The sequence below is a fragment of the Bradyrhizobium sp. Kon10 genome (assembly GCF_055807395.1).
In genome coordinates, this window is record NZ_JBVVOZ010000004.1 from 175,970 (window position 1) to 200,792 (window position 24,823).

A 24,823-nucleotide genomic window follows, 5' to 3' on the forward strand; every position below is an offset into this window, starting at 1 on the left:
GCAGGAGCCGAGAGGCTGTTGTCGCGCCGCCGTGTTGGGCGGGCCGAGACAATTTTGCTGTCTCTCGCCGCGATTGCGCTGTCGATGGGCGCTGCCGCCTGGCTCGCCGACGTGAACGATTCAACCCCGCTGGTCTCGGCCGCACTGCCGCCAGCCAGTGCCCCGTCATTTGACGACCGTTTCGCCTCGCTGTCGGGCGCCCAGCCCGCTCGTGACAGCGGCCTTCGCATGCTGGAGCGCTCCGCCCTGAATGCGGTTCAGCTCAAGCTGCGGGATGCCAAGGCGATGCTGGCGCAAAAGCTCCAGGGCGACGATTGGCGCTCGACCCTTACTGACGACGACAAGTCCGTGGTCGACGAGAGGAGGCCCTCGCAACGGGCCGATGCCGTGCCGACGCCGCGCTCGCGGCCGATCCAGGCGGATCTCGCTTCCCAGATCGCCTCCAGCCAGGCCTATGCCGACACCAATCCCAGGATCGACAACCGCAACTTCCTCGAAAAATTCACCGACAAGATCAAGCTGGCCTCGCTGACTCCCGACAGCGGACTGTTCGGCAAGGCGCCCGATCTCGCCGCTCTCGGCTACGATTCGCGCACGGCGGTCTATGACATCTCGGCCAAGGCGCTCTATTTGCCGAACGGCGTCACGATCGAAGCCCATTCCGGTATGGGCGCGCTGATGGACGACCCCGAGCATGTCGACCAGCGCATGGTCGGTGCGACCCCGCCCGCGACCTACGATCTCAAGCCGCGCGAAAAGCTGTTCCACGGTGTTCGGGCGCTGCGCATGACGCCCGCGGACGGCACCAGCGCGCTCGGCCGCGTCGGCCTTCTCACCCACACCTATATGCTCGGACCGCGTGGCGATTCCAACGGCTGCGTCTCGATCAAGGACTATGATCGTTTTCTCAAGGCCTACGACAACGGCGAGTTCAACCGCCTGGTCGTCGTGCCGAGCCTGCGTGGATCGGCGACCGCCTCGCAGCGCGCCAGCACCGACTCCTGATATTCGCCTGCCACGGGCGGGGCTGCCGTTTCCGCTTCCTTAAGCCGTTGTCGTCCAGAAGCAGCCCATGACTGATCCGTCAAGCTCCCAGACCCCGCTGCGCACCACGTTCAAGATCAAGCTGAACGGTGACACGCTGGCGATTGCGAGCGTCGGCCAGGCCTATCAATTCCTCACCAACTTCAAATCGGTCGAGTGGATGGAATTCCGCTCGCTGCATGAGGACGCTGTCCACGCGCTCGAAGGTGCGGCCGGCGACGCGATGCTGGTGGTGCAGGCGACCAACGCCGTGCGCGCGTTGTTCGTGAGCGCGAAGCTGCTCTAGCGCAATCCACCGTTGCCTATCCCGTTATCAACCCCTTGCTCGAACCCGCCTCGCGGCGGCTGCGACAAAGGCATGGCGCATTGGCGCGCCGAGGGAATTGGGATCGCATGGATATCGCGGAATTCATTGCAGGCGTCGATCGCGCCGGCACCGAGCAACCGACGCTTGCAATGCTCGAGGAGTTTGAAAAATCCATCGGTTGCCGCTTGCCGGATGAATATCGCCAATTCCTGCTGGCCTGCGCCGGCGGCTATTTCAATGGCTCGGCCGAGTTCAACTGGCCCCAAGGGCATTGGGCCGGTGCGGTCAATGAGGTGCTCGGATTGCAAGCCGGCGACTGCTCGCTGATCCAAACGCGTCAGACGCCGCAATGGCCGACCGTCGATGAGCTCTTGTGGATCATGAGCGATCATGGCGGGAACCCGATCTGCATGACGATCGACAAGGCGCATTTCGGCAAGATCTGGTTCATCGACCACGAACTCGCCGAATACGACAAGCCCTGGACGCTTGCCGAGGCGATGTCGGACAAATGGGGCTATGTGCTGGAGCTCGCGCCTGGCTTCGGCGACTTCATCGCCGGACTGTACAAGGAGGCGGCGTGAGGCGAGGGGACACGCCTGTGCGGTATATCCATGAAGGTGCGGGCCGAATTCGCTCGGTGTGACCACCGCCGTCATGGCGAGCGCAGCGAAACAACCAGAGGCTTTCCGCGGAGGTAGCCTGGATTGCTTCGCTCTGCTCGCAAGGACGAGGTGGATGCAGTCGCGCACCGCTTCGACGGCGCTGCGCGCGGCAGAACCGCGCGCAGCGTCCTGTCAGCGTCTTTCGCGACGCCTCGTTCAGTGCCTGTCGTCTCCGCGGCCGTCGTCGTCATCATTGAAGTCGTGGTCACCGCCCGGCCTGAAGCCGGGGTCAACGCACGTGAAGTTCGCCGCATCGCTGGTCAAGCCGCTGCCCTTGTAGGCGGGTATCTTGGGATACACGCATAACGGCCGCGTGCCTCCGGTCGGGAAGTTCTGCGCGATTCGCGGATCGAAGACGCCTCCGGTCGGGTAGGGCGAAGCGGTATTGGTGTTAGCCGCGACGATGCGCTCCGGTGCAATGCCGTTTTCGACCCAATCGGTGATCGCCTTGAGTTCATTGCCCGCGAAGCTCGTGGTGGCCGCGCCGCCGCCGCAATGGGCCATGTTCGGCACCATGAACAGCCGCGCAAAATCAGTCGCATGATTGTCCATGCGCTGATTCATCTTGCGGTACCAGCGGGCAATCGCGGCGCCGGAGAAGATGCCGTCATTGACCGAGGAGGAGATGATCAGCTTGCCACCATGCGCCCTGAACGGATGCAGGTCGGTCGCGACCGCAGCCATGAAATCCATTGAACTTTCCGGATAGGCCTGGGTTTTCGTGAAGATCTTCGGCGCGTCGGTGTCGAAGTTGAAGTGGAACACGAAGGCTTCCTGGCCGTTCGGTCCGCCGACCGGCGTAACCACGGGGGGCGTCTGGAAGATCATCGGGATCGCTCCCGCGCCAAGCGTCAGATTGATTGCGGTGTTGACCTTCGGCACCGGCGCGGTGACGACGTTCCAGGCTCCCCAGCCCGCGCCCTGTGCGGTGGGCGGTGTCCAGATTCCGGCATCCCAGAACCAGTTCGAATAGAGCCGCTGGCCTTTCGAGTTGACCGGTCCGGCATAGATCTTCTTCAACGCATCGACCTGCGTGCTGGTCAGGCAGCTGCCGCCATGCGGTGCGCTGCCGTGCGAGCCGGTGCCGCAGGTGTAGCTGGCGAGCGCCGGGTAGACTTTCCGCGCCGTGCAGGCGTGATAATTGTCGACGATCCCGTCGACGAGGCCATCGAGTGCATCGCAGGCGCTCAGGATCGCCGCCGAGGCAACCTGCAGGTCCTGTTGCGGAAAGGTGTCGGGAATGAACGGCTGGCCGCTGAGATCCTTGCTGGTGGCGAGCGGGCCGAGCACCTGCTCGTTCCAGGCTTCTGCGAGCGCCGCCTGAGGCAGGTTGAAGCCAGGGTTTTGCGAGATCACGCCATCGAACAGCCATGGCGATCGCTGCGACGCGACCATGGCATCGCGACCGCCGTTCGAGCATCCCATGATGTAGGAATAGACGGTCTCGAGACCATAATAATAGGCGATGATCTTTTTCGAGATCGTCGCGGTCTTCTCGATGCCGTCGTAACCGTAGTCACTGCGCGCGCGGGCGTCGATTGCGAAATGCGCGGACCCTCCGGCATTTGCGTCATCGTCCTGATATGCACCGAGCGGGTTGGGCGCGTTGTCCTCATGACCGCCGTCATCGACGGCGACCGCCCAGCCTTGGCCGAGCTCGACGCCGGCCGCGCCCTGCGGATCGCTTTGCAGGCTGCCGTCGGTGCCGCCGCCGCCCATCATCTCGAAGCGGCCATGCCAGGTGGTGGGCAGGTTCAGCGCGAATCCGATGCCGTAGGTGAAATGATCGGGATCCTGCGTCGAGACCCGCTTGTTGATGATGCCGATCACGTTGCAATAGCCCGACTTCTGGGTCGCGCTCAGAATCTGTGTATTCGGCAATGTCAGCCCTGTGAGGCCGGTGCAGGATGAGCGCGGAGCCACGCCGCTCGGCGGCAGTCCGTGCGCGGTGGCCTGCGCGCCGATAGACGCCCAGCCCGCGACGATGGTCGATGCAAGAAGCAGTCGTTTCATCTCAGTCCCTCCCGGTTTCATCGTTGACGGTTGAACGAAAGCGCCCCGACGCGACGCCCGCCCCGCGAGGCGTCGCGTCATCAGAGTCATTTGCGAAGTTGTTGCCGAGGGAAATGATCTCGCGATTGCGATGCGCAACGCACAATCGGCTGCGCGCAAAACCATCCTGCCGCGAGCGCGTCATAGTGCGCAGAGCGGCGTCCATCTCTGATGGAAGCACGGGCGTCATCCCCTTGGTCCGCACGTGAACAGCGAGCTTTTCACGATGAATATGCGAGCGATGTTGCTGTGTCAACATGGCGCAACGCGCGAGTCCGCGGTGCAACCTTTCGTGGAAGCTGTGGTGGAAGGCGCGACACTGCTTCGCTTCTCGATCCGGGCCCGCTGCGATAGGCTCGGCAATCGAATCTCAAACAAGCGGGTTGCGCGCTGCTGCGCCAACCCGCGAAAGACGGTCGTCGATGGAGCCAGGAAAGTCAGGCGTCAGGAGGCGATCAGTCAAAGGAGCCGCCAAGGTACCGCCGCCCGGAGCGCCCATTGCCAAGCCGTCGCGATCGACGCCGCGCGCCGCACCGGCCGCAAAGGCCGCCCGGACAAAATTGCTGGCTTCGGCCGACCTGTCTCGTTCGCTCGGCTATCGCATCCGCCGGGCCCAGCTATGGGTTTTCAAGGACGTCAGCCGGCGGCTCGCCGCGTTCGACATCAGTCCGGCGCAGTTCTCGGTTCTGTCGGTGATCGAGGCCAATCCGGGCGTCAACCAGCTTGCCATCGCGCAATCCCTGTCGATCGAACGGGCGGGGCTCGGGCGGCTGGTGGACCATCTGGAGCGGCGCGGCCTGGTGCAGCGTTCCGCCTCCGCCATCAACCGCCGTTACTACGTGTTGCACCTAACGAATTCCGGCGTCGCGCTCCTGGGGCGCTTGCGGCCGGCGATCGCGGAGAGCGAGAAATCCCTCGCGGCCAGGATCGGACCGCGCGCCTACAAGGAATTGCAGCGGGCGCTATCGATTTTCCTCGACGAGGCCTGAGCGGCCACCGGGCTTCCGCGCACAAGCCGCATGGCCGCCATCCCACGTAACCCCACGGGGAAATTAACCGCCCATTAACCATGTCGGCCGCATCGTTAACCATTCAATAACGGGGAACGAGTCGGCCATTATGGAGGCTGTAGCAAAAATTCAACGCCAGATGGTGCGCCTGCGCGGGCGCTCCTATGTGGCCTTCGTGTTCGTGCCGACGGTCCCGATCCTGGACTGGCTCCAGGAGATCGACGCCACGATCGCGCGCTCGCCGGGCTTCTTCGCCGGCCGTCCGGTGGTGGTCGACCTCGCTTCAGTCGATCTCAGCCAATCCGGCATCAATCATCTGCTCGCAAGCCTTCAGGACCGCAACATCCGCGTGCTCGGCATCGAGGGCGTCGAGGAGGCACGGTTGACGCCGTCGATGCCGCCGCTGCTCACCGGCGGGCGTAGCTGCGTGATCGAGCCGAGCGCTCCGAAAAAGGTCGAGACCAAGCCGCCGACCTCGCTGCTGCTCGAAAGTCCGGTGCGCTCGGGCCAGACCATCATTTTCCCGGAAGGTGACGTTACCATCCTCGGCTCGGTCGGCTCCGGTGCCGAAATCGTCGCGGGCGGCTCCATCCATGTCTACGGCGCGTTGCGCGGCCGGGCCATGGCGGGCGTCAACGGTCACGCCAGTGCGCGGATCTATTGTCAGAAGATCGAGGCCGAACTGCTTGCAATCGATGGGTTTTATCAGACTGCGGACGATATCGACGATGCCCTGCGTGGCCGGCCTGCCCAGGCCTGGCTCCAGGGCAGCACCATGCGAATTACAGCGCTGAACTGACAGTCAAGGAGGATAATTTCAAATGGCCAAGGTTCTGGTCGTCACATCAGGCAAGGGCGGGGTCGGCAAGACGACGACGACCGCCGCGCTGGGAGCCGCGCTCGCGCAACGCGGCGACAAGGTCGTGGTCGTCGACTTCGACGTCGGCCTGCGCAATCTTGACCTCGTGATGGGTGCCGAGCGCCGCGTCGTGTTCGACCTCATCAATGTGGTGCAGGGCGTCGCCAAGCTGCCGCAGGCGCTGATCAAGGACAAGCGCCTGGAGAACCTCTGGCTGCTGCCGGCCTCGCAAACCCGCGACAAGGATGCGCTGACCGAAGAGGGCGTCGGCAAGGTCATCGAGGATTTGCGCAGCCGCTTCGACTGGGTGATCTGCGACAGCCCGGCCGGCATCGAGCGCGGCGCCTCCATGGCGATGCGCTTTGCGGATGAGGCGGTGATCGTGACCAATCCGGAAGTCTCGTCGGTGCGCGATTCCGACCGCATCATCGGCATGCTCGATTCCAAGACCGTGCGAGCCGAAAAGGGCGAGCGTGTCGAGAAGCACATCCTCATCACCCGCTACGATCCGTCCCGCGCGGCGCGCGGCGAGATGCTGTCCATCGACGATATCCTCGAGATCCTCGCGACGCCCTTGCTCGGCATTATCCCGGAAAGCCAGGACGTGCTGCGCGCCTCCAATGTCGGCACACCGGTGACGCTGTCGAACGCCGAAGGCGCACCCGCACGGGCCTATATCGACGCGGCGCGGCGGCTGTGCGGCGATACCGTGCCGATGCAGGTGCCGGCCGAGCGCAAGGGGTTCATGGATCGACTGCTGCGACGGAGGGCTGCATGAGCATGGGTCTGCTCCGGCTTCTCCGTGGCAACAAGGCCTCCGCACCGGTCGCACGCGAACGGTTGCAGATCCTGCTTGCCCATGAACGCGGACTGCGCGGCCAGCCCGATCTGCTCGCCGTGCTGCGCGAGGAAATTCTCGCCGTCGTGTCCAGGCACGTCACGCTCGACCCGACCAAGGTCATCGTCCGGCTCGATCGCGGCGACGAGGTGTCGACCCTGGAGGTCGATATCGAAGTGCCCAACGATTTCGAGCGCAAACGCGCGGCGGTCGGGTAGGGGATCGACCGAAGACTCCACTTTGGGGTGGGTGAAAAGGCAGTCCGCCGGGGCATCGGCGGGCTGCCTTGCCGTATGCGCGCGCAACCGGAACGGGACGGGCGGCTCGGTCGTTGTCGAGAAGCCCGCGGGACGCCAGCCTCGCGGGCTCGTCAAACGGGAGAGCGCCCATGATGTCCGAGGTCCAGGTCCATACCCTCGCGCGGCAGATGCTGGAACAGCATGGTTTCGCCGCGATCGCGAAGGCGGCCGAACAGGCGCAGGCCTGCGAGGGCCGCGGCGAGGCGGATGAGGCAAAGGAATGGCGTCACATTGCCGACGCCATGAAGATCATGCGCGGCCCGCATCAGAGCTGATCGCCGGAACGGGCAGGCTCAGCGCTCCTCGTGATCGGTTCCCCGTGTCGGGGTCCGATGCTGTGTTTGCGGCTGCTCGCGCTCGCCGGTCTCCTTGCAGGGGAGCTGCTCCCAGGAGCCGTCCGGGGCCTGCTGATAGGCGCTACAGGATGACGCGGCTGACCTGTCCTCGCCCCTCTGGGCGTCGGAGTTTTTGGCGAGCGCCGGTGCAGCTTGCATGGTGCTGGCCGCAAGCGCGCCAGCGAAAACGAGGTGAGTGATCCGCATGGGGTTCTCCGGTTTGAAAAACGTCCGCATGCTGGCGAGGAATGTGACGATTCTTGGCCGTCCCGCGGGTTCCGTCGTAGCCTGTTTGCGACCTGCTTAACGCCGCGGAGACGGACTAGCCGCCCTTGCTGCGGATCAGACCGGCGAGGCTGGTCTTCTGCTTTTCGCACCAATTGCTCATGCCGAGACGGCGCTGATCGAGATCGGTCGCCTGCGTCGCCACCGCGACCTCGGCCATCAGGTCGTCGTCCTGCTTCTCGCCCATCTTGCCGCCGGTATGCATGAAGGCGATCGCCTTGCGCACTTTCTCGGTGGTGCCCTCGGGCAGCTGCATCTGCTGCGCCTTTTGCAACAGATCCTGATAGGCCACGTCCGTGTTCGGACATTCGACCTTGGCAGCGAAGGCCTGCAAGACCAAGGTCACATAGGTCGAGCGCGGATGGTCGTCGGCCCGGGCTGGTGCGGCAATCAGCATCAGTCCGGCAATCAGGAAACCGTAGCGCATTCCTTGGACCTCCCCGAATTTTTGGGAAGGCTAGCGCCCGGCGCGCTGCTCCGCAATGGGAACGATCGACGGCCTAGCCTGATCGTTGCCAGGCCGGCACGGGATCGAGCGGCGTGCGATAGAGCTCGTTGTGATCGCGATCGGTGACGCGCACCGCGCAACCCTTGTCATGAAGCTCCGGCTTCACCTGCGACAGCTCGTTCGCCAATTGCTGAGCGCGATCGGAGGCGACCTCGATGTCCTCGAGGATAATGCCGCCCTGGTTCTTGAACTCTTCACCAACCACAAGATCGAAATAGTAGTAAGGCATCCGAATTCCCCGGTGTGATGACCCAAGTCTTCAACGCAAGTTGCGAGTGCAAGTCTCAACACATGTCGGATGATACCACTGAGTCGATTATTCCTGAATGAAGCGGTCGCGCAAACTCTGTGCTTATGGCGCAGAAATCATGTGCAGCACGTGCGGGCGTTAAGATTTTATTAAATACGTCAGCGCGATCATGAGGCATGGAATCGCAACAGAACCGGACTCCGGGAACCGGCAGTTGCAAGAGAAGGCCGGCGGCATAGATCCCGACGGCCTTTTCTCTTTGCGCACGGCACGCATCTCCGTAGTCGCACGGACTCAACCCATCACACCGACTCGGACAGCGTTGCGCCACGATGTGAACGCGCTGTTGCGACGATCGCTAGTGCACCGGCATCGGCGGACGCACGACAGGTCCGTCGTCATCGGCAACGGCTTGTGCGGCGGCTGCTGACGGCGGCGGGACGGCGACAGCCTGCGACGCCAGTGGTGGCGGCGCAATCGATGTGGGCGCATATGTCTGGGTGTACGCCGGCGTGGTGATCGGCTTCGGCTTGCGAACAGGCGCAACCGGTCGCGGCGGTAGCGCGGAAACCCGAGCGCGCGGATCGATCGGCCTGGTCTCAGCAACCGGCTTCGGCGCAGCCGGCTTCACCATCTCGCGCGCCATCTGCTCTTGCGCGGCCTTCAACTCAGCGATGTTGGCCTTAAGTTGCTCGATCTGCTGCGACATCGCGGCGACATCGCGCGTCATCGACTGCAGCGATCCAGTCGCGTCAGGGGCGGGGGCTTGAACTGCTTGCGTCGCGGGCTGAGCTTGGGACTGATCGTCGGTCTGCTCCGTTGCGGCCTGCGCAACTGGCGTAGCGGCCGGTTCGGTCGTCGCCGGCGCCACCTGAGATGTCGAAGGCACGAGCGACAACAAGGACGGTGTCCATTCGGCGAGCATTTGCCGTGCGGTATCGCCGTGTCTCTCCCACGCGACGGTGGCCGCAGCGCTGCCCCCGGCAAACAGCATGGTGATGAACGCGGCCCGAAACCACTTGCCGACGGCAGATGGCTTTTCCCGGCCGGGCACGTCGTTGGCGGCGACGCGGATCGCTGTGTCGACGGACGGCGCCGCCATTCTCGGCACCCCGGGAGCCACATCGATCGTCGGTTTCGCGGGGTCTGCGATGTCCGGCGCGAGATTTGGCGCCTCGCTGCTGGCGCGGGAGGCCAGCACCACGTCCGGCGAAATCTGCACGGCGTCATGCGGATCGTTGTCCTTCATCGTGTCCTTCACGATCTCATCGACGATTTGCCTGCTGTTCAGCGTCGCGAGCATCGCAACTCCTTTGAAGCGTTGGTCGTCCGCATTGGCGCGAGCCGATCGATTGTCTGAGCCCATCCCAAGCCCTGAACGCACGAGTCCAGCCGGGTTTGACCAAAGCAAGGCGAGGCGGTGGAGAGACTGCGACGGTCTTCCGCCGTTTATGGTGATGGAACCAGGTTTTGCGAACACGCCCAGTTGTTCCGCTCTGCCTTGTTTTCAGCACGATTTGGGCACCAACTGGCAAGGCTGGGGGCGCTGCTATCCGCTATCGGGGGCCGGCGGTGCCAAGACTCTCAATCGCTGTTTTCGCAATTGCCTTGCTTCCGCTCGGCGGCTGCATGCAGGCAACGCTTTCACCATCGAGCGACGCGAGCATGACGCCGCGCGACCGGCAATTGCTGGCGCATGTGCCCTACGCCCAGGCGACCGTGCCCGAGCAATATCTCCGCCACGTCGTCGACTATCCGCGCAAGGAACAGCCGGGCACGATCCTCGTCGACACCGATGCGCGCTATCTCTACTACGTGCTGCCGGAGGGCAAGGCGATCCGCTACGGCGTCGCGGTGGGCGAAGAAGCGATGGCCTTTTCCGGTGTGGCCCGGGTCGGGCGTATGGCGGAATGGCCCGACTGGATTCCGACACCAGAGATACAGGCGCGGCTCGGACCGTATCCGGCGCGTGTCCCCGGCGGCCCCGCCAACCCGCTGGGCGCGCGCGGCATCTATCTCTATGCCGGCAACAAGGACACGCTCTATCGCATCCACGGTACCAACCAGCCGGAATATATCGGGCAGGCGATCTCGTCGGGCTGCATCCGGATGCGCAACGAGGACGTGATCGATCTGTTCGATCGGGTGAAGCTCAACGCGACGGTCGTGGTGCTGCCGCCCGGGCAAAGCGCCCAGGTCGAGACCGCGACGAGCTGGCACGGTTGAAGCGCTCCGGGCCGTAAGCGCCCGGCGCGTCGCTTGTCGACAATTTTATCCATTGTCTTGCGCCGGCCGTAACGCTTCGCGTCTAGCGTGCAGCGAGCAAGGGGTTGCTCGCATGTATCTCGTCAAGAATTCGCCGCGCGCGCTGTTCGCTGCGCTGATTCCGCTGGCCATCGTCGAAGCCGTGCTGCTGGTCTTCGCAATCGCAGGCGGGCAGGTGACCGATCCCGCAGGTGTGCCGGCCCCAGATCAGATCGTGATGTTCTATGCGGGACGCATGGCGATGAATGCGGCCTTTCTGTTCGCCGGCCATACCGTGCTGCGGCAGTGCAAGATGTCCAGCCGGTTCGCCTATGGGCTGATGGGCGGCGTCATGGCCGCGGCGAGCTATGGCATTGCGATGCGCAACCACATCCAGCTGGGGGCGCCCGGCGACGGTACGGTGCTAACGATCGGTCTGTTGCCGACGATCGCGGGAATGATCGGCGGTTTCCTCTATGGCCAGTTCGCCGGGCTCGTGCCGGTTGCGCGCGCAACCGGTACGACGCCCCACGCCAACGCACCGGCAGCGCCGCCTGCAATTGTATTCGACGGACCGGTCCAGGTCCGCACGTCGGTAGCAGGGATTGCGATTGCCGCGTTGATGCCGACTGTGCTCGCGACACTTCTGCCGTACACGTTGCTGCCGCTGTTGATGCATGGCTTCGCGGACAAGAGCACCGCCCACATCTTTGCCGCGGTGATTCCGGCGCAGACGTTCATGATCATGATGGTGATCTCGGTCATTCCTTCGAGCATTTTCATGCTCTGTGTGCACCACGTCGCGCGGGCCATGAGCCGCCGCCGCGCGTGGGAATATGCGGCCATCGGAGGCGTTGCGGCGTTCGCCTGCGCGCTGCTGCTCGCGCTGGCTGTGCCGCTCCTCTCTGCTCTCCTGGTGCCGGCGGCATTTTGCGGGGCCCTGATGGGCGCGCTCTATCGCCGCTTCGCAGGGCTTGAACCGTTGCCGCTACCTGAACTCGTGGTTGCAAGCGATCCGAACGCGCTGGTCAGCGCCGATCATCCGTCGCGACACCAGCACGGCGTCATTCTCAGCAACTGATCGCCAAGGACGGAACTATGAAAGTGTTTGCGGCGATGGGCGCGGCAATAGTGATTGCGGCCGTGGCAGCGATCTGGTTCATGACCGGGCCCGTGCTTGTGGTGATGGAGGTCCGGCCGCTTCAGGCGAGTGCGGAAATCCCGACGTTCAGGCCCGTGCCGTCCAGCTTGGCGCGCTCGAGCGCGCCGGCGCCGGTGTCGCCTTAATTCTCAGGCCGTGCGATGCGCCATTGCAGTGTCGTGGCGTTGCCGTTGGCCTCCCCCGGCGCCTTGTCGGCCGGGGAGGTGTAGAGCGGGCGAAAGCGGTAGGCCCACATCTTGCTGCCGTCGTTGCGGCTGATGACGGTGAAGTCGCCAATGGCCTTGGCGTCGGCCGGTGCGGGTAGCGGCAGCCAGCTCTCGACGCACTTGCCGTTGCAGTTCGACGTCTTGCCGGTGGTGTCGCGCTCGTAATAATACAGCGTCATGCCCTTGGGGTCGACGAGCGTGGGGCCTTGCTTGGTCAGGACCACCTTCGCCGGGGAGTTCGTGGCATCGGGCTTCGGTGGCGGAGGGGCATCGCCGCCATGTCCGTTAGCAAGCGCAGGAACGGTCGAGAGCGCGACCGCTGCGGCAACAAGAGCGAACCTGAACATCCGAAACTCCCCAAACGGCAAAGTTAATCGCGCGTTAAGCGCCTAGCGTAGCCGACGGTAGCAGCCGAAGGTTAGTTCCAGGTTTCACCGCACTGCGATAGTTACGGACAGGGCTGGCACTGCGCGGAGACCGGCTACGCCTGTGCCTCGCGGAGCGGGGCTCGGCTGAGCTCGTTGCCTGCGGCAATTGCCTTGCGCAACAGCCGCATCAATTCCTCGCCTTCCTTCGCGCTGAGCCCGCGCAGCATGACGCGTTGCGCGGATTCCACCGCCGGCGTGATTCTGCGAAGGACGCGCTTGCCTTCGTCGGTAAGCTCAAGTTCGCGGGCGCGGCGGTCCCGGCTGGAGGCGCGGCGCTCGGCGAGCCCCTTCTGCACCAGCCGATCGATCACGCCGGTGATGGTGGTGCGGTCATAGGCGATCAATCCGGCGAGTGTCACCTGGTCGAGCCCCGGGTTGGACTTGATGGTGGCGAGCGCCGCGTACTGCACCGGCGTGAGGTCGAAGCCGGCGTCGCTGACTTCGGCCAGAAACACTGCCACCGCGATCTGCTGGAACCGGCGCGCCAGGTGCCCGGGCATGTCGTTGTTGTCTTTCACCGGAATCTCCTCGGCAGCAGGAAGGACAGTTTGACAAGTATACTGATAGTCAGCATACTGAGCAATATCCAAATTGAACACCGCAGGAGAGGTGCGCATGCAATTCCATCTGAATGGATTCCAGCCCGGCGACCCCGAAATCGCGGATCCTGCCGAGCGCGTTCAGTTTTCAGGTGCGGTCGGTCCGGTGCCTCGGGAGGTCGATGTCCTCATCGTCGGCTGCGGCCCCGCGGGCCTGACGTTAGCGGCTCAGCTTGCGCAATTCTCCGATATCAAGACCTGCATCGTCGAGCAGAAGCCGGGGAGGCTAACTATCGGCCAGGCTGACGGCATCGCCTGCCGCACCATGGAAATGTTTCACGCTTACGGCTTCAGCGAGCGTGTGCTGAAGGAGGCCTATTGGGTCAACGAGACGACGTTCTGGAAGCCGGACGAACGGGCGCCGGAGACGATCGTGCGCAGCGGCCGGGTGCAGGACGTCGAGGACGGGCTGTCGGAATTCCCGCACGTCATCCTCAACCAGGCGCGTATCCATGACGGGTTTCTCGATGTCATGCGCAAGTCGCCGGCCAAGCTCGAGCCCTATTATGGGCGGCGCTTGCTCGACCTTCAGGTCGATCGGACGGCTGGTCCCGCCGATCATGCGGTGACCGCGCGCCTCGAACGCGTCGATGCGGCGAACGAGGACAAATTCGAGACCATCAAGGCGCGTTACGTGGTCGGTTGCGACGGCGCGCGCAGCGCAGTCCGCAAGTCGATCGGCCGCGAACTGCACGGCGATTCCGCCAATCATGCCTGGGGCGTGATGGACGTGCTGGCTGTGACCGATTTTCCGGATATCCGCTTCAAGGCCGTGATCCAGTCGGCGCAGGACGGCAGCCTTCTGATCATCCCGCGCGAGGGGGGCTACATGGTTCGCCTCTATGTCGAGCTCGCCAAGCTCGATGTCGGGGAGCGCGTCGCCAACCGCAATATCACCGCCGACGACGTGATCGCAAAGGCGCGACGGATCCTCAATCCGCACAAGCTCGAGGTGAAGGAGATCGCCTGGTGGTCGGTCTACAAGATCGGCCAGCGCCTCACCGACAAGTTCGACGACGTGCCGCAGGCCGAAATTGCGACGCAGCTGCCGCGCATCTTCATCGCGGGCGATGCCTGCCATACCCACAGCCCGAAGGCCGGGCAGGGTATGAATGTCTCGATGCAGGACGCCTTCAATCTCGGCTGGAAGCTTGCCTCTGTCATTCGCACGCAGTGTGCGCCCGGGTTGCTTCATACCTATTCGGCCGAACGCCAGGCCGTCGCGAAAGAACTGATCGACTTCGATCGCGAATGGGCGGGCATGCTGGCCTCCGCCGCCAAGGCCGGCGGTGCCGGTGCGGCCGAGACGCAGGATTATTTTGTCAGGCACGGCCGCTACACCGCGGGTACGGCGACGCACTATCGTTTCTCGATTCTCACTGGCGGCACGTCGCATCAGCATCTCGCGGAAGGCCTTGTCATCGGCAAGCGCTTTCACTCCGCGCCCGTGATCCGGCTCGCCGACGCAAAGCCCGTTCATCTCGGCCACGCCGCGAGTGCCGACGGTCGCTTCCGCATCTACGCATTTGGTCGCGCCGAAGATCCCGCAGCAGCGGGCTCGGCCATTCGCGCGTTGTGCAACTTCCTCTGCGAGGCGGGGGAATCGCCGGTGCGCCGCTATACGCCTGATGGCGCCGACATCGACAGCGTGATCGACCTGCGGGCGGTGTTCCAGCAGCACCATCACGAGCTCGCCGTGGAGGCGATGCCCGCGCAGCTTCTGCCGCGCAAGGGGCGCTACGGCCTGGTCGACTATGAGAAGATGTACTGTCCCGACCTGAAGAGCGGCGCCGACATCTTCGCCATGCGCGGCATTGATCGGAAGGCGGGCTGTATGGTCGTGGTGCGGCCGGACCAGTATGTCGCGCAGGTGCTGCCGCTCGATGGGTTTGCGGAGCTTGCGTCGTACTTCGACGCGTTCATGCTGCGGGCGAGCTGACCACGACCCATTCGCCTCGGCGATGAACGTCGGATGAATATCGAACCCGAGACAGCCGCCAACGCCGTGTGTGTCAATCTTTCGACGAATGCGACGGCACTGTGCGGAACGCTGTCTCCGCTCGGGCGTTCCGACTTTCAGAAGGAGGAACACGCCATGAGACTCAGAACCATTTTGGTTGCCGCATTGCTGCTAGCCCCAACGGCCGCATTGGCCGCTCCGGGCATCGTGACCGTCTCGACCGGCTTGCGCGCCGGGCCGGGCGCGGGCTTTCCGATGGTCGATCGCATCCCGGAGGGCGCCCGCGTCAACATCCATGGCTGCCTGCGTGGCAATGCTTGGTGCGACGTGAGCTTTTCCGACGATCGCGGCTGGGTGTCGTCGCAATATCTCGAATATCTCTACCGCAATCACTACGTCTATCTCCCCGACTATGCCGACCGGATCGACGTGCCTGTCGTTCCCTTCGTGCTGAGCTCGTACTGGTCGAGCTACTACGCGGGGCGGCCCTGGTATCGGCGGCACGCGTACTGGAATAACTACTGGACTTCGCATGAGCGCTTCGCGACGCGGATGACGATCGATCCGCACGCCGCCCGGATCGGGCGCGCGGCGACGCGTGATGCCGCGATCGCGCTCGGCCGCAACGGTGAGAACGCCAGGGGCGGCGCCGCGATCACCGGGCGCGATGCCGTGAGGGCAGGGCGTGATGCCGCTGTCGTAAAGGGTAACGCCGCGGTCGCGAATGACCGCACCGGTGCCGGGCGAAGCGAGCGTTTCGCTCACCAGCAGACTGCGGTGCAAAATCACAACGTGCGCGATGCGCAGGCGCGCATGATGCACGACCATGCCGCCAATCGCGCCGCGGCCCGGGTGCAACCGATGGCGCACGGACATGAAGCGCCTCGTATGTCGGCTGCCCGGCCGGCGATGCAGCACATGGCCCAGCCCAATGTCAGCCATGGTTCGCCGATGAATGCGCATGCCCAAATGGCAGCGCCGCGCGCAGCTCCTCCCGCCAGGCCGGTGGGCGGCGGTGCACCGCATATGGGTGCCGGCCCGCATGGCGGCGGCGCGCCGGCCGGCGGCCATCAGAAGCACTAGTTGTAGAGAGCCCGGCCTCCGCGCCGGGCTCTTTTTTGCGGGCCGCAAGTTCTTTTGGAGGGCGCAACTCGCCTAAAGTTTGAACCAGTTCTTCGGACGCAGATTTCATCGATCGTAATATCTCTACCCAAAGCTGTAAGCATCCACTCGGGGCAGCGGGGGCACGGGAGGATGACGATGAGACAGAGCCAGACGGACACGCGTCGCCAGAATGTCGCGAAGCGTTCGATGACAAGAGAGGCCAAGCAGCTGGGCGGCCTGATTGCCGGCTTGCGCAAATCGCTCGACGGCATCCACAAGGAGAGGGCGAATCCAAAGCTGTCGGGTGCCGAGACGGGTTTGCTCGACGAGCGGCGCAACAATCTGCTGCTCACTATCGCTGCCCTCGACGATCGCCTGTCGGCGATACAGGGGCTGATGAACCTCGGCCGTCCACATGTCATCCGCGTTCACTAGGAACGCACGCGTCGCCCAGTCCAATCCTTGCGGCGGACCGTGCCCGGATGATGGCGCAATGCTGTCGTGGACGGCACCAAATTGCCACGCTCCCGGCGAATTGCCGCCAAAGCCCGCTGCCACGACGAGAGCGGGTGCGGGGCAACGCAAGGGGACGCGCATTGGCCTATAAAATGATCGCAGAACGCGACAATGAGAAGTACAGTTTTGCCCGCGAGAGCCGCTTGCTCATTGTGGCGAAGGCGAAGGTTTGGGCGAGCGAGGGCTGGCGGGTCGTCATCACCGATCAGGACGGCAAGGCTTACGCGCCGCCCGAGTTCGATCAGTTGCTCGCGGCGTGACCGCAGGACGGGGCCAGGGGACGACATTGAGATCGTTATTGCGGCCGGGGCGCGAAGTCATCGCGCCTCTGGTGATTGTTGTGGCCGCCGCGCTGACGGCGACGGCCGCCTCTGCGCAAAACCTCGACGCCGGCAAATCGGTCGAAAAGCTCTTCGCGGACGGTTGCGCGACCTGCCATCGCAGCCCGCGCGGCCTTGCTAAGGGGCGTTTCAGCCTCACGCTGTCCTGGTTCCTGAAAGACCATTACGCCACCAGCCCCGACATGGCGAAGGCGCTCGCCGCCTATCTGGAATCAGTAGACACGCCGCCCGCGCGTGCCGCGGCGAAGCCGCCCGCAAAATCCGCCCGATCATCACCGCGTCCGCCCCGATCGGTGCAGGATCATTAGCGACAGCTCCGGGTGATGATGCTTGCCGTCTCAGGCGGCTTACATGCGCCGATGGGTCTGCCTCGCCGCCGCGCTTGCCTTGCAGGGTGATTGATCCTACGGACCTTTGCATGCTCGTCATCTCCATTCAAAGCCAGGTGGTCCACGGCCATGTCGGCAACAGCGCGGCCGCTCCTGCCATGCAGGCGGAGGGCGTCAACGTCGCGGCGGTGCCGACGACGCTGTTGTCGAACCATCCGCGCTACCCGACCTTGCGCGGGCGGGTGCTGGAGGCCGAACTGGTCGCCGATCTCCTTAGGGGCGTCGAGGAGCGCGGCCTCGTCGACGAAGCCGCATTGCTGGTCACCGGCTACCTCGGCTCGCCCGACAACGCCGCCGTCATTGCCGATTTCGTCGAGCGGGCGCTGAGGCGGAATCCAAGGCTTGTCTATCTCTGCGATCCTGTGATCGGAGACGACGGCCGCATCTATGTCGCCGACGGAATTCTGGACGTACTGCGGCTCCGGCTGCTGCCGGCCGCCAACCTGATCACGCCGAACCAGTTCGAACTCGAGTTGCTCTCCGGCGTCACGGTCGCGGATACGGACGGCTTGCGCGCGGCAGCCGCCGCGATTGCAAGCCAACGCCGGGTCGACGTGGTCGCCACCGGCTGCACGCTCATTGATACGCCGGCAGGGCAGGTGGAGACGATCTTGTGCGCCGACGGGCAATTGTCGCGCTTTGCGACGCCGCGCCTGCCGATCCGTCCCTATGGCACCGGCGATCTCCTGACCGGCCTGATCGCGGCGCATCTCGCCAAGGGCACGGCGATCGAGGCGGCGGTGCGGCTTGCGGTCGAGACGGTTTTTGCCGTGCTCACCCGGACGCAGGAGGCGGGATCTGCGGAGATGCGTCTGGTACCGCTGCCGCAGTCGAAAACGTAAACCTAGATCAAGTCGCCCGCTTCGCGGCGGTCTGCGCCGACTTCTGCGGTTTTGCCGGGCTCTTCTGCTCGCGTGCCGATTGTGCCTTCTGCGACTTTGCACTCGCGGTCCGCAGCTTCTTGGACTTCGCGGTGCTGGCTTCCTTGCGGTCGCTGGCGACGCCACGACGCGAGACGTACTCCTGGCCGTCGATCGGGCCGACATGCGGCGGGTCGCGGCCGAGATAAGGCCTGCCGATGCCGAGCGCCTTGCCATTGGCATCGACCCATTTCCACAGCGCTTCCGTCGAGACCCAGCGCTGCGCGCGGTTGTCGCCCTTGGTGCTGACGATATCGGCCGCGAGCCCGTGGCCGTAGCCGCCGCGCGAGCTGCCGCCGTGATAGGAGCGATCGGACGCCGCTTTCAGGCCGCTGGCGATCGACTGGCGGTAATCGTCGCGGAACGCGCTGGTGATGCCGGGCGAGAGGCCCGCGGCTTCGGCGGCCAGCAGCGTGCGAAACAGCTTTTGCTTGAAGCCCTTGTCCATGCCGCCGATGACGTAATCCATCAGCGCCATGTTGGCATGCACGGCCGCTTTCGGATCCTTCCAGCCAAAATCCTCGTCGACGAGCTTTGTGAAGCTGCGCATCACCGTGACCGTCTTGCCTCTGCGCTTGATGGTGACGGCGCGGCGGTCCTCGACCTTGACCGAATCTTCCTTCGGCGTGCGCTGGTACAGCGCCCAGAGAAAGCGATCGATGCAGGCATCCATGGCGAAGCATTCGTCGAGCACGGCCACGGTGTCGGCCGAGGGCGACGCCCTGCTTTCGGCAACGGGCCCGCTCGCGATCGCTGCAGGCGAGAGCATCTCCGTCGGCACGACGTCGCCGGGATCGGCAGATGCGAGCTTGGTCGTGGGCTCCGCGGGCGCAGATTCGGTCGCGGCGGGAGTCGGCTCGAGTGAGACCTGAGGTTCGGGCGAGACTTGGGGCTCAGGGGGCGCTATCGGCGCGGGCGAGACCGCCGGCAGCGTCTCGGTCGGATCAGCGGAGGCGAGCTTGATGACGGGGGCGGGTGTCTCGGGCGTTACCACTTCGGCGGTTGCCGGGCCGGGCACCGTGGCCACGGCAGCCGCGATGTCGGCGGTCAGCGCGATGCCGTCGTCGATGGTCGCAGCCCGCGGGATATCGGCGAGCTCGAGGCGGGTGAGATCTTTCGCGCGTGAGACGGCGACTGCATCGGCGCCGCTGTTCTCGATTAGTGCCGGCGCGTAGGCGGAGAGGGACAGTGCCAGCCAGCCGACCATCACGGCCGAGGGGCACGAGACCGCTACGATAAGAGACCGCCGATCATTCATGATCCCCGCCTCCGAAAGGTTCCGTCGAACCAGTGTTGCACAGCCAAGCACGCGGTGTCTCAATTGTTCGGGCGGCGATGTGGCGGTGCAATGACGCAAATCGGCGAAGAAGGGCTTTTCAGGCGACTGTGGCCTGGGGGCAACGGCGGTTCCATCCGGGTTCCAGCAGCTGGGATACATCACGCAGCGCAACCTTGCCGCCCACGGCGCGTTTGGTCGGGCATGACGCATAGCTCGCTTCGTCCGATGGACGCCTTCGATCCCGCTGAACCCGCCATTCTGCACGATCGCATCACCGACAAGATCATCACCTGGACCACCGACCAGGCCGACGACTATCGCCGCGCCAGCCGGCCCTGCGCGGATGGAGCCGTCACCTGGAAAGGCTACGTCTTCGACGGCTGGGGCAACGTGCTCGGCGGCTGATCCACGCCCAAGCGGCAACACACACTTCACCCGAAAACGGAAAGGCCGCCCAGCGGGCGGCCCTGCAAGTCTGAATGCGGTGATGCAATCAAAGACGTCTTGTCAAAAGCCAGCCCCGGGTTGAGAAAAATAGATACGCGCTGCAAACGCCTTCCCGGCACTTGGAAGATTGCACAGTTTTCCCGGCTGGTTAAGAGGGATTGTGTGTTCCGCGGGAGGAACACGTGGCCTTGCCGCTACGCCTTCTTCACGAACTCCGACTTCAGGTTCATCGCGCCGATGCCGTCGATCTTGCAGGCGATGTTGTGGCCGTCGGTGGCGTCCTGCAGGCGGATGTTGCGGACCTTGGTGCCGCCTTTGACGACGGACGACGAGCCCTTGACCTTGAGGTCCTTCATCACGATGACGCTGTCGCCGTCGGCGAGTGCATTGCCGTGGGCATCGCGCACGCCGGTCTCTTGCGGCGCAGCCGCTGCCGCACCGTCGGCAGTGCTCCATTCATGGGCGCATTCCGGGCAGATCCAGAGATCGCGATCTTGATAGGCGTGCTCCGAATTGCAGTTCGGGCATTTCGTGGTGTCGTCGGTCAAAAGCCTGATCCCCCATGCTGGCGAGGCGCACCCTAGGTTCGCATCCGGCTAAAGCAAGCGAAATGCGCGCGTGTGTCGCTGATGGTGCATACGTACCCGGTCATCGCTGCCATCGGATGCAAAACATCGAAAACAACCCCATGCACAGTAGAAACATCCAATGATTTCAGGTTTCTGGGATACCGAAAAATTGTCGAGCGCATGTGTCGGGCCGACTTCGGCTATCCCGAATAGAATTTGACTCGTCGGGCAAAACAGGGGCATGATGGGATCGTGGCGGCTGAGGGCTTGTGCGTCGCCAGGCCGCGGGGCGACAATGCCAGAAAAACCGACACGAAAACCGACAAAAAAACCGACACGAAAACTCAAGACCTACCAGACCTCGCTCGGCTTCTACGACCAGGCGGTCGCCGCGCCCTCGATGAAGGCGGCGCTGGAGGCCTGGGGCGCCAGCTCCAATTTGTTCCATCAGGGCGCGGCGAAAGAGACCGACGACCCCGACATCGTCGCCGCGACCATGGCAAGCCCGGGCGTCGTGCTCCGGCGGCCGGTCGGATCGGACGGCCCGTTCACCGAGCACGCCGCGCTGCCGACCGATCTCGCCGATGACGATGCGAAACCCAAACGCAAGGCCAAGTCCAAGTCCAAGCCAGGCAAGCGGGCGGCCAAGAGCGCGGCAATGAGCGCACGCAACCAACCTCGCGAGATCGACCACCAGCAAGCTCGCAAAGCCGCCGCGGCGTTCGAAAAGGAAGAGCGGCGGCGCGAAGCCGAGCGCCGCAAGCAAGAGACCGCTCGTGCCAGGGAGCGCGCGCATCGCGAGAAAGCGGTCGCAACCGCGCAAGCCGCGCTGGACAAGGCGATGCGGGAGCACGAGACGCGGGCGGAGCAGATCGAAGCCGCGCGCACCGCGCTCGATCAACGCGCCGAGGCCGAGCAGAGCCGGTGGGACAAGCAGAGAGCCAAGCTCGCCGAGGCGGTGCGCCGGGCGCGGGAGTAGGGCGCGCGCGGATGCTGCGCGGGATTTTGCGCCCCAATCACTTCGGCGCACAAGCGCCAAAGCAATGCGCGATGCGCCGTCACACTCCGTCATTGCGAGCGAAGCGAAGCAATCCAGAATCCCTCCGCGGAGACAGTCTGGATTGCTTCGTCGCATCCGCGCAAAATTGCTTCGCAATTTTGTCGCGAGCTCCTCGCAATGACGAGGAGAGAGGTTGCCGGCGCCAACCGTCATTCAATCAAGCCGGCATCGAATTTGGGCTTGCCTTGCGTTACGTCCTTTTGCACTCTTGGCGGGAAGGAGATCAACGCATGCAGAAAACAACAATAGCCTGTGCGCTCGGAACGGCCCTGGTGCTGAGTCAGCTCGGGACATCAGGCGCTGAAGCCCGGACGCGCAGGGCGCACGTGGTTCGTGAACTGCAGGAGAGGCTCATCGTCACGGCGCCGGTGCTCAGGCCCACGCCGTGGGATTACAATATCGTTCCACGCTATCGCTATCGTCCCGAAGACGACCGGGTCGATCCCTACGGCCCGCCGCTGGAGCCGTCGTGGGTCCGCTATGAGGCGTGGCGTTGGCCGTATTGGTGGTGAGGTCAGCGGCGAACGCGGACTTGATCAGGCGCGCATGATGGGCAGAGCGGAGCGCGTAGAAACCCATCACTGTGTTGAGAAGGACGTGATGGGTATCGCTTCGCTCCACCCATCCTACGGGACTTCCGCTGATGTCCATGCGGGCAAGCGGGACAGTCTCACTGTCCCGTCATGAATCCGGCGGCCAGATCGCAAGCGCACGCATTGTCCTAAATCAACAGACCCGCTCATCGGCGAATTACGCTGACGCACCGTTCCAATCCAGGAAGGAGAGTGGACATGCCGCGCCGAACCATCGTTTCACTGACCGCATCCGCCATCATTGCCATCGCCTGCATCGCGACTGTTTCGACTGACGCCTTCGCGTATCGAAGAGGCGTTGGGGTTGGTCGCGCGGGCGTTCATCACGGCGGTGTCTATCGCGGTGGCGTCTATCGTGGTGCTGCCGTGCGCCGCGGAGTTGCGGTGGGCGTCGGAGCTGCCGCGGTTGGTGCTGCTGCCTACGGCGCTTACGGAGCCTACGGAGGCTATCGCCGCTGCGGCTACCAACCTTACCCGCCTTGCTACTAAGGCGCACTGGCCCCGGATTGCGCTGCGCTCCATCCGGGCTACAGCAAGCTCGTAGGATGGGTTGAGCCCTTGCGAAACCCATCCCTGTGTTGAGAAGGAAGTGATGGGTATCGCTTTCGCTCAACCCATCCTGCGGCTTGTAGCCCGGATGGAGCGAAGCGCAATCCGGGAGGTTACCACGAGGCGCACTGGCCCCGGATTTCGCTGCGCTCCATCCGGGCTACGGCACCTCCGATGCCTAGAGCGTCCGCGTCAATCTCCCAATCGACGTCACGCTTCGTCCATGAAGCGTGCGGTTCCCGAGACGCGGATCGAGCTGCCGGCGGGCTCGCCGATCTCCGCGCGGATCAGCGACTTGAACCCCATGTCTTCGCCCTGGACGATGTCGATGGCGCCGCCGTGCGGCCAGCTGAGGTCGCGCAGATAGCCGGCGAACGCGGCGGCGGCGGCACCCGTCGCGGGATCTTCGACGAGACCGCCGGCGGCAAAGGCATTGCGGACGTGGAACAGCTGCGGCGTTTCCGTGCTCACGAGCGCGACGGTGACCAGACCTGCTTTCGTCATCAGGGCACGGCCGCGTTCGAAATCGTAATTCATGCGTGCGAGCGCCTGGCGCGAGGTCAGCGCCAGCACGACGTGATCGGCACCGGCGTGAATCCTGGCGGGCGGGATGTTGAGGTCGAGATCGGCGATGGCGTAGCCGAACAGGTCGAGCAGGGCGTCACGGAGCGACGGATCGACCGGCGCGCTGCGCGTCGGAGGCGATTGCAGCGCCGCCGCAATGGTGTTGCCGTCGCGGCGGCCCGAAACGGAAATGGCGGCGTCGTTCAGATGCAGCTCGAAGCTTCGATCGCCGTAGCGGTGTGCCAACGCCGCTCCCAGGGCGATGGTCGCATGGCCGCAGAACGGCACTTCCATCGACGGCGAAAAGTACCGGACGCGCCACGCCTCGCCCTCCGGCGCGGCAAAGGCCGTCTCGGCGAACCCGACATCCGCAGCGATCGCCTGCATCCGCGACGCATCCGGCAAGACGTCGCCGATCCACACGCCGGCGGGGTTGCCGTCTTTGTTGCCGTCGGAGAAAGCGGCGATGCGGAGCACTGAGGTCATGGTTGGTCCTATGTATTGCAAGTCGCGTGGGTGAGCAAAGCCAGATCCGGTGACGGTTTAATCCAACTCATTAGGCCAATCGATATGCCAGACAAGTGCACCATCACCACAATACAGCGGCGATCGAAAGGATCGCCAGCAGGCTGCCCGCGATCACATCGACAAGGTAGTGGCCACCGACGGGGACCGACGATATCAGCATCAGGGCGTTGAGCGCGAGCATGGGCCAACGCAGCAATGGTACGGCAAGCCAGCGCCACTCCATCAGAACCGCCGCAGCGGCGTGGAAGCTCGGAAAGGTGATGATGCCGTCGAGCGTCGCGAGGTCGATCACATTCAAGCTGCCGTCGCGAACGGCATGGAAGGGCGCGGCGAACAACCAGGCTGCGACCACGCGGACCTCGGGAAAATCCCTAGGCTCGAGTTGATAGTGAAGATAGCCGCCCAAAGCAGGCGTGAACGGTGAGATGAGGACCGTCGCGGCCAGCGCAATCGACCAGGCGAGAGCGAACTGCATGCCTTTTTCTTGCTGGCCCATGAAGAACAGCACCGGCACCAGCAGCGGGCATTGATAGTGCAGGCTTGCATAGGCAACATTGAGCACGAACATCAATGTTTGCTGGTGCATGATCGATCTGACGAGGCTTGGCCAGTCCACGCCGATCGCCCGGTCGAGCGAGATCAGCGTGGCATCGCACAGGGGCAGGTTGGTGCTCGCAAGCACGTAGCTCAGAGCCGTCAGAACAATCGTCACGAAGCTCATCAGCACACTCGCCGTGAGCCAGCCGGAGATTTTCATCCAGCCCTGCTTTTTGCTCAGGCGTGCGACACCGAGCAAAACGGCGTTCGTGACGATCGTCAGCAGACCGCTTGCGAGCGCGATTTTGAAGTTGAACAGGCGACACGCCAACAGCAAACCGGCCGTGCCTGCGGCAATGATGAACCAGAGCGCACG

33 protein-coding genes are annotated in these 24,823 nt (G+C 64.2%); 21 read left to right on the forward strand and 12 right to left on the reverse strand.

All coding sequences use genetic code 11. The features are described from left to right. Nucleotides 1-54 precede the first annotated feature (54 nt). The 3 genes from AC0L2O_RS08360 to AC0L2O_RS08370 all read left to right on the forward strand — a co-directional run bounded on the left by AC0L2O_RS08360 (nt 55) and on the right by AC0L2O_RS08370 (nt 1,935). A complete protein-coding gene (locus AC0L2O_RS08360) occupies nt 55-1,005 on the forward strand; it encodes a DUF2778 domain-containing protein (RefSeq protein ID WP_369726771.1) in 951 nt (316 codons plus the stop codon). A 67-nt stretch (nt 1,006-1,072) separates the two neighbouring features. After that, a complete protein-coding gene (locus tag AC0L2O_RS08365) occupies nt 1,073-1,330 on the forward strand; it encodes a hypothetical protein (RefSeq protein ID WP_369724127.1) in 258 nt (85 codons plus the stop codon). 107 nt (nt 1,331-1,437) lie between these two features. Next, nucleotides 1,438-1,935, forward strand: coding sequence for an SMI1/KNR4 family protein (locus AC0L2O_RS08370; protein WP_369724125.1), 498 nt, complete (start codon nt 1,438-1,440; stop codon nt 1,933-1,935). A 237-nt stretch (nt 1,936-2,172) separates the two neighbouring features. Here the strand turns inward: AC0L2O_RS08370 and AC0L2O_RS08375 are convergent, their stop codons facing one another. Beyond that, nucleotides 2,173-4,029: a tannase/feruloyl esterase family alpha/beta hydrolase gene (locus AC0L2O_RS08375; protein WP_473369392.1), complete on the reverse strand. Its 1,857-nt coding sequence runs from the start codon at nt 4,027-4,029 to the stop codon at nt 2,173-2,175. Between the two features lies 1 nt (nt 4,030). Further along, a complete protein-coding gene (locus tag AC0L2O_RS08380; RefSeq protein ID WP_473369393.1) occupies nt 4,031-4,327 on the reverse strand; it encodes a hypothetical protein in 297 nt (98 codons plus the stop codon). Between the two features lie 301 nt (nt 4,328-4,628). On the opposite strand from AC0L2O_RS08380, the gene AC0L2O_RS08385 reads away from it, so the two are divergent. The 5 genes from AC0L2O_RS08385 to AC0L2O_RS08405 all read left to right on the forward strand — a co-directional run bounded on the left by AC0L2O_RS08385 (nt 4,629) and on the right by AC0L2O_RS08405 (nt 7,349). After that, nucleotides 4,629-5,057: a MarR family winged helix-turn-helix transcriptional regulator gene (locus tag AC0L2O_RS08385; protein ID WP_369724120.1), complete on the forward strand. Its 429-nt coding sequence runs from the start codon at nt 4,629-4,631 to the stop codon at nt 5,055-5,057. Between the two features lie 130 nt (nt 5,058-5,187). Next, on the forward strand, nt 5,188-5,877 hold the full coding sequence (gene minC, locus AC0L2O_RS08390; protein WP_409189008.1) for a septum site-determining protein MinC: 690 nt from the start codon (nt 5,188-5,190) through the stop codon (nt 5,875-5,877). A gap of 22 nt (nt 5,878-5,899) precedes the next feature. Continuing rightward, complete coding sequence (gene minD / locus AC0L2O_RS08395) at nt 5,900-6,715, forward strand: septum site-determining protein MinD (RefSeq protein WP_369724116.1); 816 nt, start codon at nt 5,900-5,902, stop codon at nt 6,713-6,715. Then, nucleotides 6,712-6,993, forward strand: coding sequence for a cell division topological specificity factor MinE (minE, locus tag AC0L2O_RS08400; RefSeq protein ID WP_473369394.1), 282 nt, complete (start codon nt 6,712-6,714; stop codon nt 6,991-6,993). The genes minD and minE overlap by 4 nt, the downstream gene beginning before the upstream one ends. Nucleotides 6,994-7,163: 170 nt before the next feature. Further along, complete coding sequence (locus tag AC0L2O_RS08405; protein WP_369724114.1) at nt 7,164-7,349, forward strand: hypothetical protein; 186 nt, start codon at nt 7,164-7,166, stop codon at nt 7,347-7,349. 18 nt (nt 7,350-7,367) lie between these two features. Here AC0L2O_RS08405 and AC0L2O_RS08410 read toward each other — a convergent pair whose 3' ends face one another. The 4 genes from AC0L2O_RS08410 to AC0L2O_RS08425 all read right to left on the reverse strand — a co-directional run bounded on the left by AC0L2O_RS08410 (nt 7,368) and on the right by AC0L2O_RS08425 (nt 9,755). Continuing rightward, nucleotides 7,368-7,616, reverse strand: coding sequence for a hypothetical protein (locus AC0L2O_RS08410; RefSeq protein ID WP_369724113.1), 249 nt, complete (start codon nt 7,614-7,616; stop codon nt 7,368-7,370). A gap of 115 nt (nt 7,617-7,731) precedes the next feature. Further along, a complete protein-coding gene (locus AC0L2O_RS08415; RefSeq protein ID WP_369724111.1) occupies nt 7,732-8,121 on the reverse strand; it encodes a hypothetical protein in 390 nt (129 codons plus the stop codon). Nucleotides 8,122-8,194: 73 nt separating this feature from the next. Continuing rightward, nucleotides 8,195-8,431, reverse strand: coding sequence for a DUF6894 family protein (locus AC0L2O_RS08420; RefSeq protein ID WP_369724109.1), 237 nt, complete (start codon nt 8,429-8,431; stop codon nt 8,195-8,197). Between the two features lie 379 nt (nt 8,432-8,810). Continuing rightward, nucleotides 8,811-9,755 carry a hypothetical protein gene (locus tag AC0L2O_RS08425; protein ID WP_473369395.1) on the reverse strand — a complete coding sequence of 315 codons (945 nt, stop codon included), beginning with the start codon at nt 9,753-9,755 and terminating at the stop codon, nt 8,811-8,813. Nucleotides 9,756-10,081: 326 nt separating this feature from the next. On the opposite strand from AC0L2O_RS08425, the gene AC0L2O_RS08430 reads away from it, so the two are divergent. The 3 genes from AC0L2O_RS08430 (at nt 10,082) to AC0L2O_RS08440 (ending at nt 11,983) form a co-directional block, all read left to right on the forward strand. Next, nucleotides 10,082-10,678 carry a L,D-transpeptidase gene (locus AC0L2O_RS08430; RefSeq protein WP_473369396.1) on the forward strand — a complete coding sequence of 199 codons (597 nt, stop codon included), beginning with the start codon at nt 10,082-10,084 and terminating at the stop codon, nt 10,676-10,678. Between the two features lie 112 nt (nt 10,679-10,790). Further along, nucleotides 10,791-11,777 carry a hypothetical protein gene (locus AC0L2O_RS08435; RefSeq protein ID WP_473369397.1) on the forward strand — a complete coding sequence of 329 codons (987 nt, stop codon included), beginning with the start codon at nt 10,791-10,793 and terminating at the stop codon, nt 11,775-11,777. A gap of 17 nt (nt 11,778-11,794) precedes the next feature. Next, a complete protein-coding gene (locus AC0L2O_RS08440; RefSeq protein WP_473369398.1) occupies nt 11,795-11,983 on the forward strand; it encodes a hypothetical protein in 189 nt (62 codons plus the stop codon). Here AC0L2O_RS08440 and AC0L2O_RS08445 read toward each other — a convergent pair. Then, complete coding sequence (locus AC0L2O_RS08445; RefSeq protein WP_369724099.1) at nt 11,980-12,411, reverse strand: COG4315 family predicted lipoprotein; 432 nt, start codon at nt 12,409-12,411, stop codon at nt 11,980-11,982. The two genes, AC0L2O_RS08440 and AC0L2O_RS08445, sit on opposite strands and share 4 nt — an antisense overlap. Nucleotides 12,412-12,545: 134 nt before the next feature. After that, the gene (locus AC0L2O_RS08450) at nt 12,546-13,010 is read right to left on the reverse strand and encodes a MarR family winged helix-turn-helix transcriptional regulator (RefSeq protein WP_369724097.1); all 465 of its coding nucleotides are present in this window, start codon (nt 13,008-13,010) and stop codon (nt 12,546-12,548) included. A gap of 97 nt (nt 13,011-13,107) precedes the next feature. On the opposite strand from AC0L2O_RS08450, the gene AC0L2O_RS08455 reads away from it, so the two are divergent. The 6 genes from AC0L2O_RS08455 to pdxY all read left to right on the forward strand — a co-directional run bounded on the left by AC0L2O_RS08455 (nt 13,108) and on the right by pdxY (nt 18,243). Then, nucleotides 13,108-15,030, forward strand: a complete 1,923-nt coding sequence (locus AC0L2O_RS08455) for an FAD-binding monooxygenase (RefSeq protein ID WP_473369399.1) — start codon at nt 13,108-13,110, stop codon at nt 15,028-15,030. A 156-nt stretch (nt 15,031-15,186) separates the two neighbouring features. After that, a complete protein-coding gene (locus AC0L2O_RS08460) occupies nt 15,187-16,134 on the forward strand; it encodes an SH3 domain-containing protein (protein WP_473369400.1) in 948 nt (315 codons plus the stop codon). A 177-nt stretch (nt 16,135-16,311) separates the two neighbouring features. Next, nucleotides 16,312-16,590 (forward strand): hypothetical protein, encoded by a 279-nt coding sequence (locus AC0L2O_RS08465; protein ID WP_369724091.1) that lies wholly within the window; start codon nt 16,312-16,314, stop codon nt 16,588-16,590. A gap of 134 nt (nt 16,591-16,724) precedes the next feature. After that, nucleotides 16,725-16,931: a hypothetical protein gene (locus AC0L2O_RS08470; protein ID WP_409189003.1), complete on the forward strand. Its 207-nt coding sequence runs from the start codon at nt 16,725-16,727 to the stop codon at nt 16,929-16,931. Between the two features lie 80 nt (nt 16,932-17,011). Further along, nucleotides 17,012-17,320: a hypothetical protein gene (locus AC0L2O_RS08475; protein ID WP_473369401.1), complete on the forward strand. Its 309-nt coding sequence runs from the start codon at nt 17,012-17,014 to the stop codon at nt 17,318-17,320. 110 nt (nt 17,321-17,430) lie between these two features. Beyond that, nucleotides 17,431-18,243 (forward strand): pyridoxal kinase, encoded by an 813-nt coding sequence (gene pdxY, locus AC0L2O_RS08480; protein WP_473369402.1) that lies wholly within the window; start codon nt 17,431-17,433, stop codon nt 18,241-18,243. Nucleotides 18,244-18,250: 7 nt separating this feature from the next. Here the strand turns inward: pdxY and AC0L2O_RS08485 are convergent, their stop codons facing one another. Then, the gene (locus tag AC0L2O_RS08485; protein ID WP_473369403.1) at nt 18,251-19,579 is read right to left on the reverse strand and encodes a hypothetical protein; all 1,329 of its coding nucleotides are present in this window, start codon (nt 19,577-19,579) and stop codon (nt 18,251-18,253) included. Between the two features lie 222 nt (nt 19,580-19,801). Between AC0L2O_RS08485 and AC0L2O_RS08490 the strand changes: the two genes are divergently transcribed. Then, nucleotides 19,802-20,005: a hypothetical protein gene (locus tag AC0L2O_RS08490; protein WP_369724085.1), complete on the forward strand. Its 204-nt coding sequence runs from the start codon at nt 19,802-19,804 to the stop codon at nt 20,003-20,005. A 236-nt stretch (nt 20,006-20,241) separates the two neighbouring features. Here the strand turns inward: AC0L2O_RS08490 and AC0L2O_RS08495 are convergent, their stop codons facing one another. After that, nucleotides 20,242-20,595 carry a zinc ribbon domain-containing protein YjdM gene (locus tag AC0L2O_RS08495; RefSeq protein WP_473369404.1) on the reverse strand — a complete coding sequence of 118 codons (354 nt, stop codon included), beginning with the start codon at nt 20,593-20,595 and terminating at the stop codon, nt 20,242-20,244. Between the two features lie 316 nt (nt 20,596-20,911). On the opposite strand from AC0L2O_RS08495, the gene AC0L2O_RS08500 reads away from it, so the two are divergent. From AC0L2O_RS08500 to AC0L2O_RS08510, 3 genes are all read left to right on the forward strand, one after another. Further along, on the forward strand, nt 20,912-21,595 hold the full coding sequence (locus AC0L2O_RS08500; RefSeq protein WP_473369405.1) for a cell envelope biogenesis protein TolA: 684 nt from the start codon (nt 20,912-20,914) through the stop codon (nt 21,593-21,595). A gap of 311 nt (nt 21,596-21,906) precedes the next feature. Continuing rightward, nucleotides 21,907-22,188, forward strand: a complete 282-nt coding sequence (locus AC0L2O_RS08505; RefSeq protein WP_473369406.1) for a hypothetical protein — start codon at nt 21,907-21,909, stop codon at nt 22,186-22,188. A gap of 279 nt (nt 22,189-22,467) precedes the next feature. Beyond that, nucleotides 22,468-22,758 carry a hypothetical protein gene (locus AC0L2O_RS08510; RefSeq protein WP_473369407.1) on the forward strand — a complete coding sequence of 97 codons (291 nt, stop codon included), beginning with the start codon at nt 22,468-22,470 and terminating at the stop codon, nt 22,756-22,758. Nucleotides 22,759-23,028: 270 nt separating this feature from the next. On the opposite strand, the gene AC0L2O_RS08515 is transcribed toward AC0L2O_RS08510, so the two are convergent. Continuing rightward, nucleotides 23,029-23,868, reverse strand: coding sequence for a PhzF family phenazine biosynthesis protein (locus tag AC0L2O_RS08515; RefSeq protein WP_473369408.1), 840 nt, complete (start codon nt 23,866-23,868; stop codon nt 23,029-23,031). 103 nt (nt 23,869-23,971) lie between these two features. Beyond that, the gene (locus tag AC0L2O_RS08520; protein ID WP_473369518.1) at nt 23,972-24,631 is read right to left on the reverse strand and encodes a phosphatase PAP2 family protein; all 660 of its coding nucleotides are present in this window, start codon (nt 24,629-24,631) and stop codon (nt 23,972-23,974) included. Between the last annotated feature and the right edge of the window lie 192 nt (nt 24,632-24,823).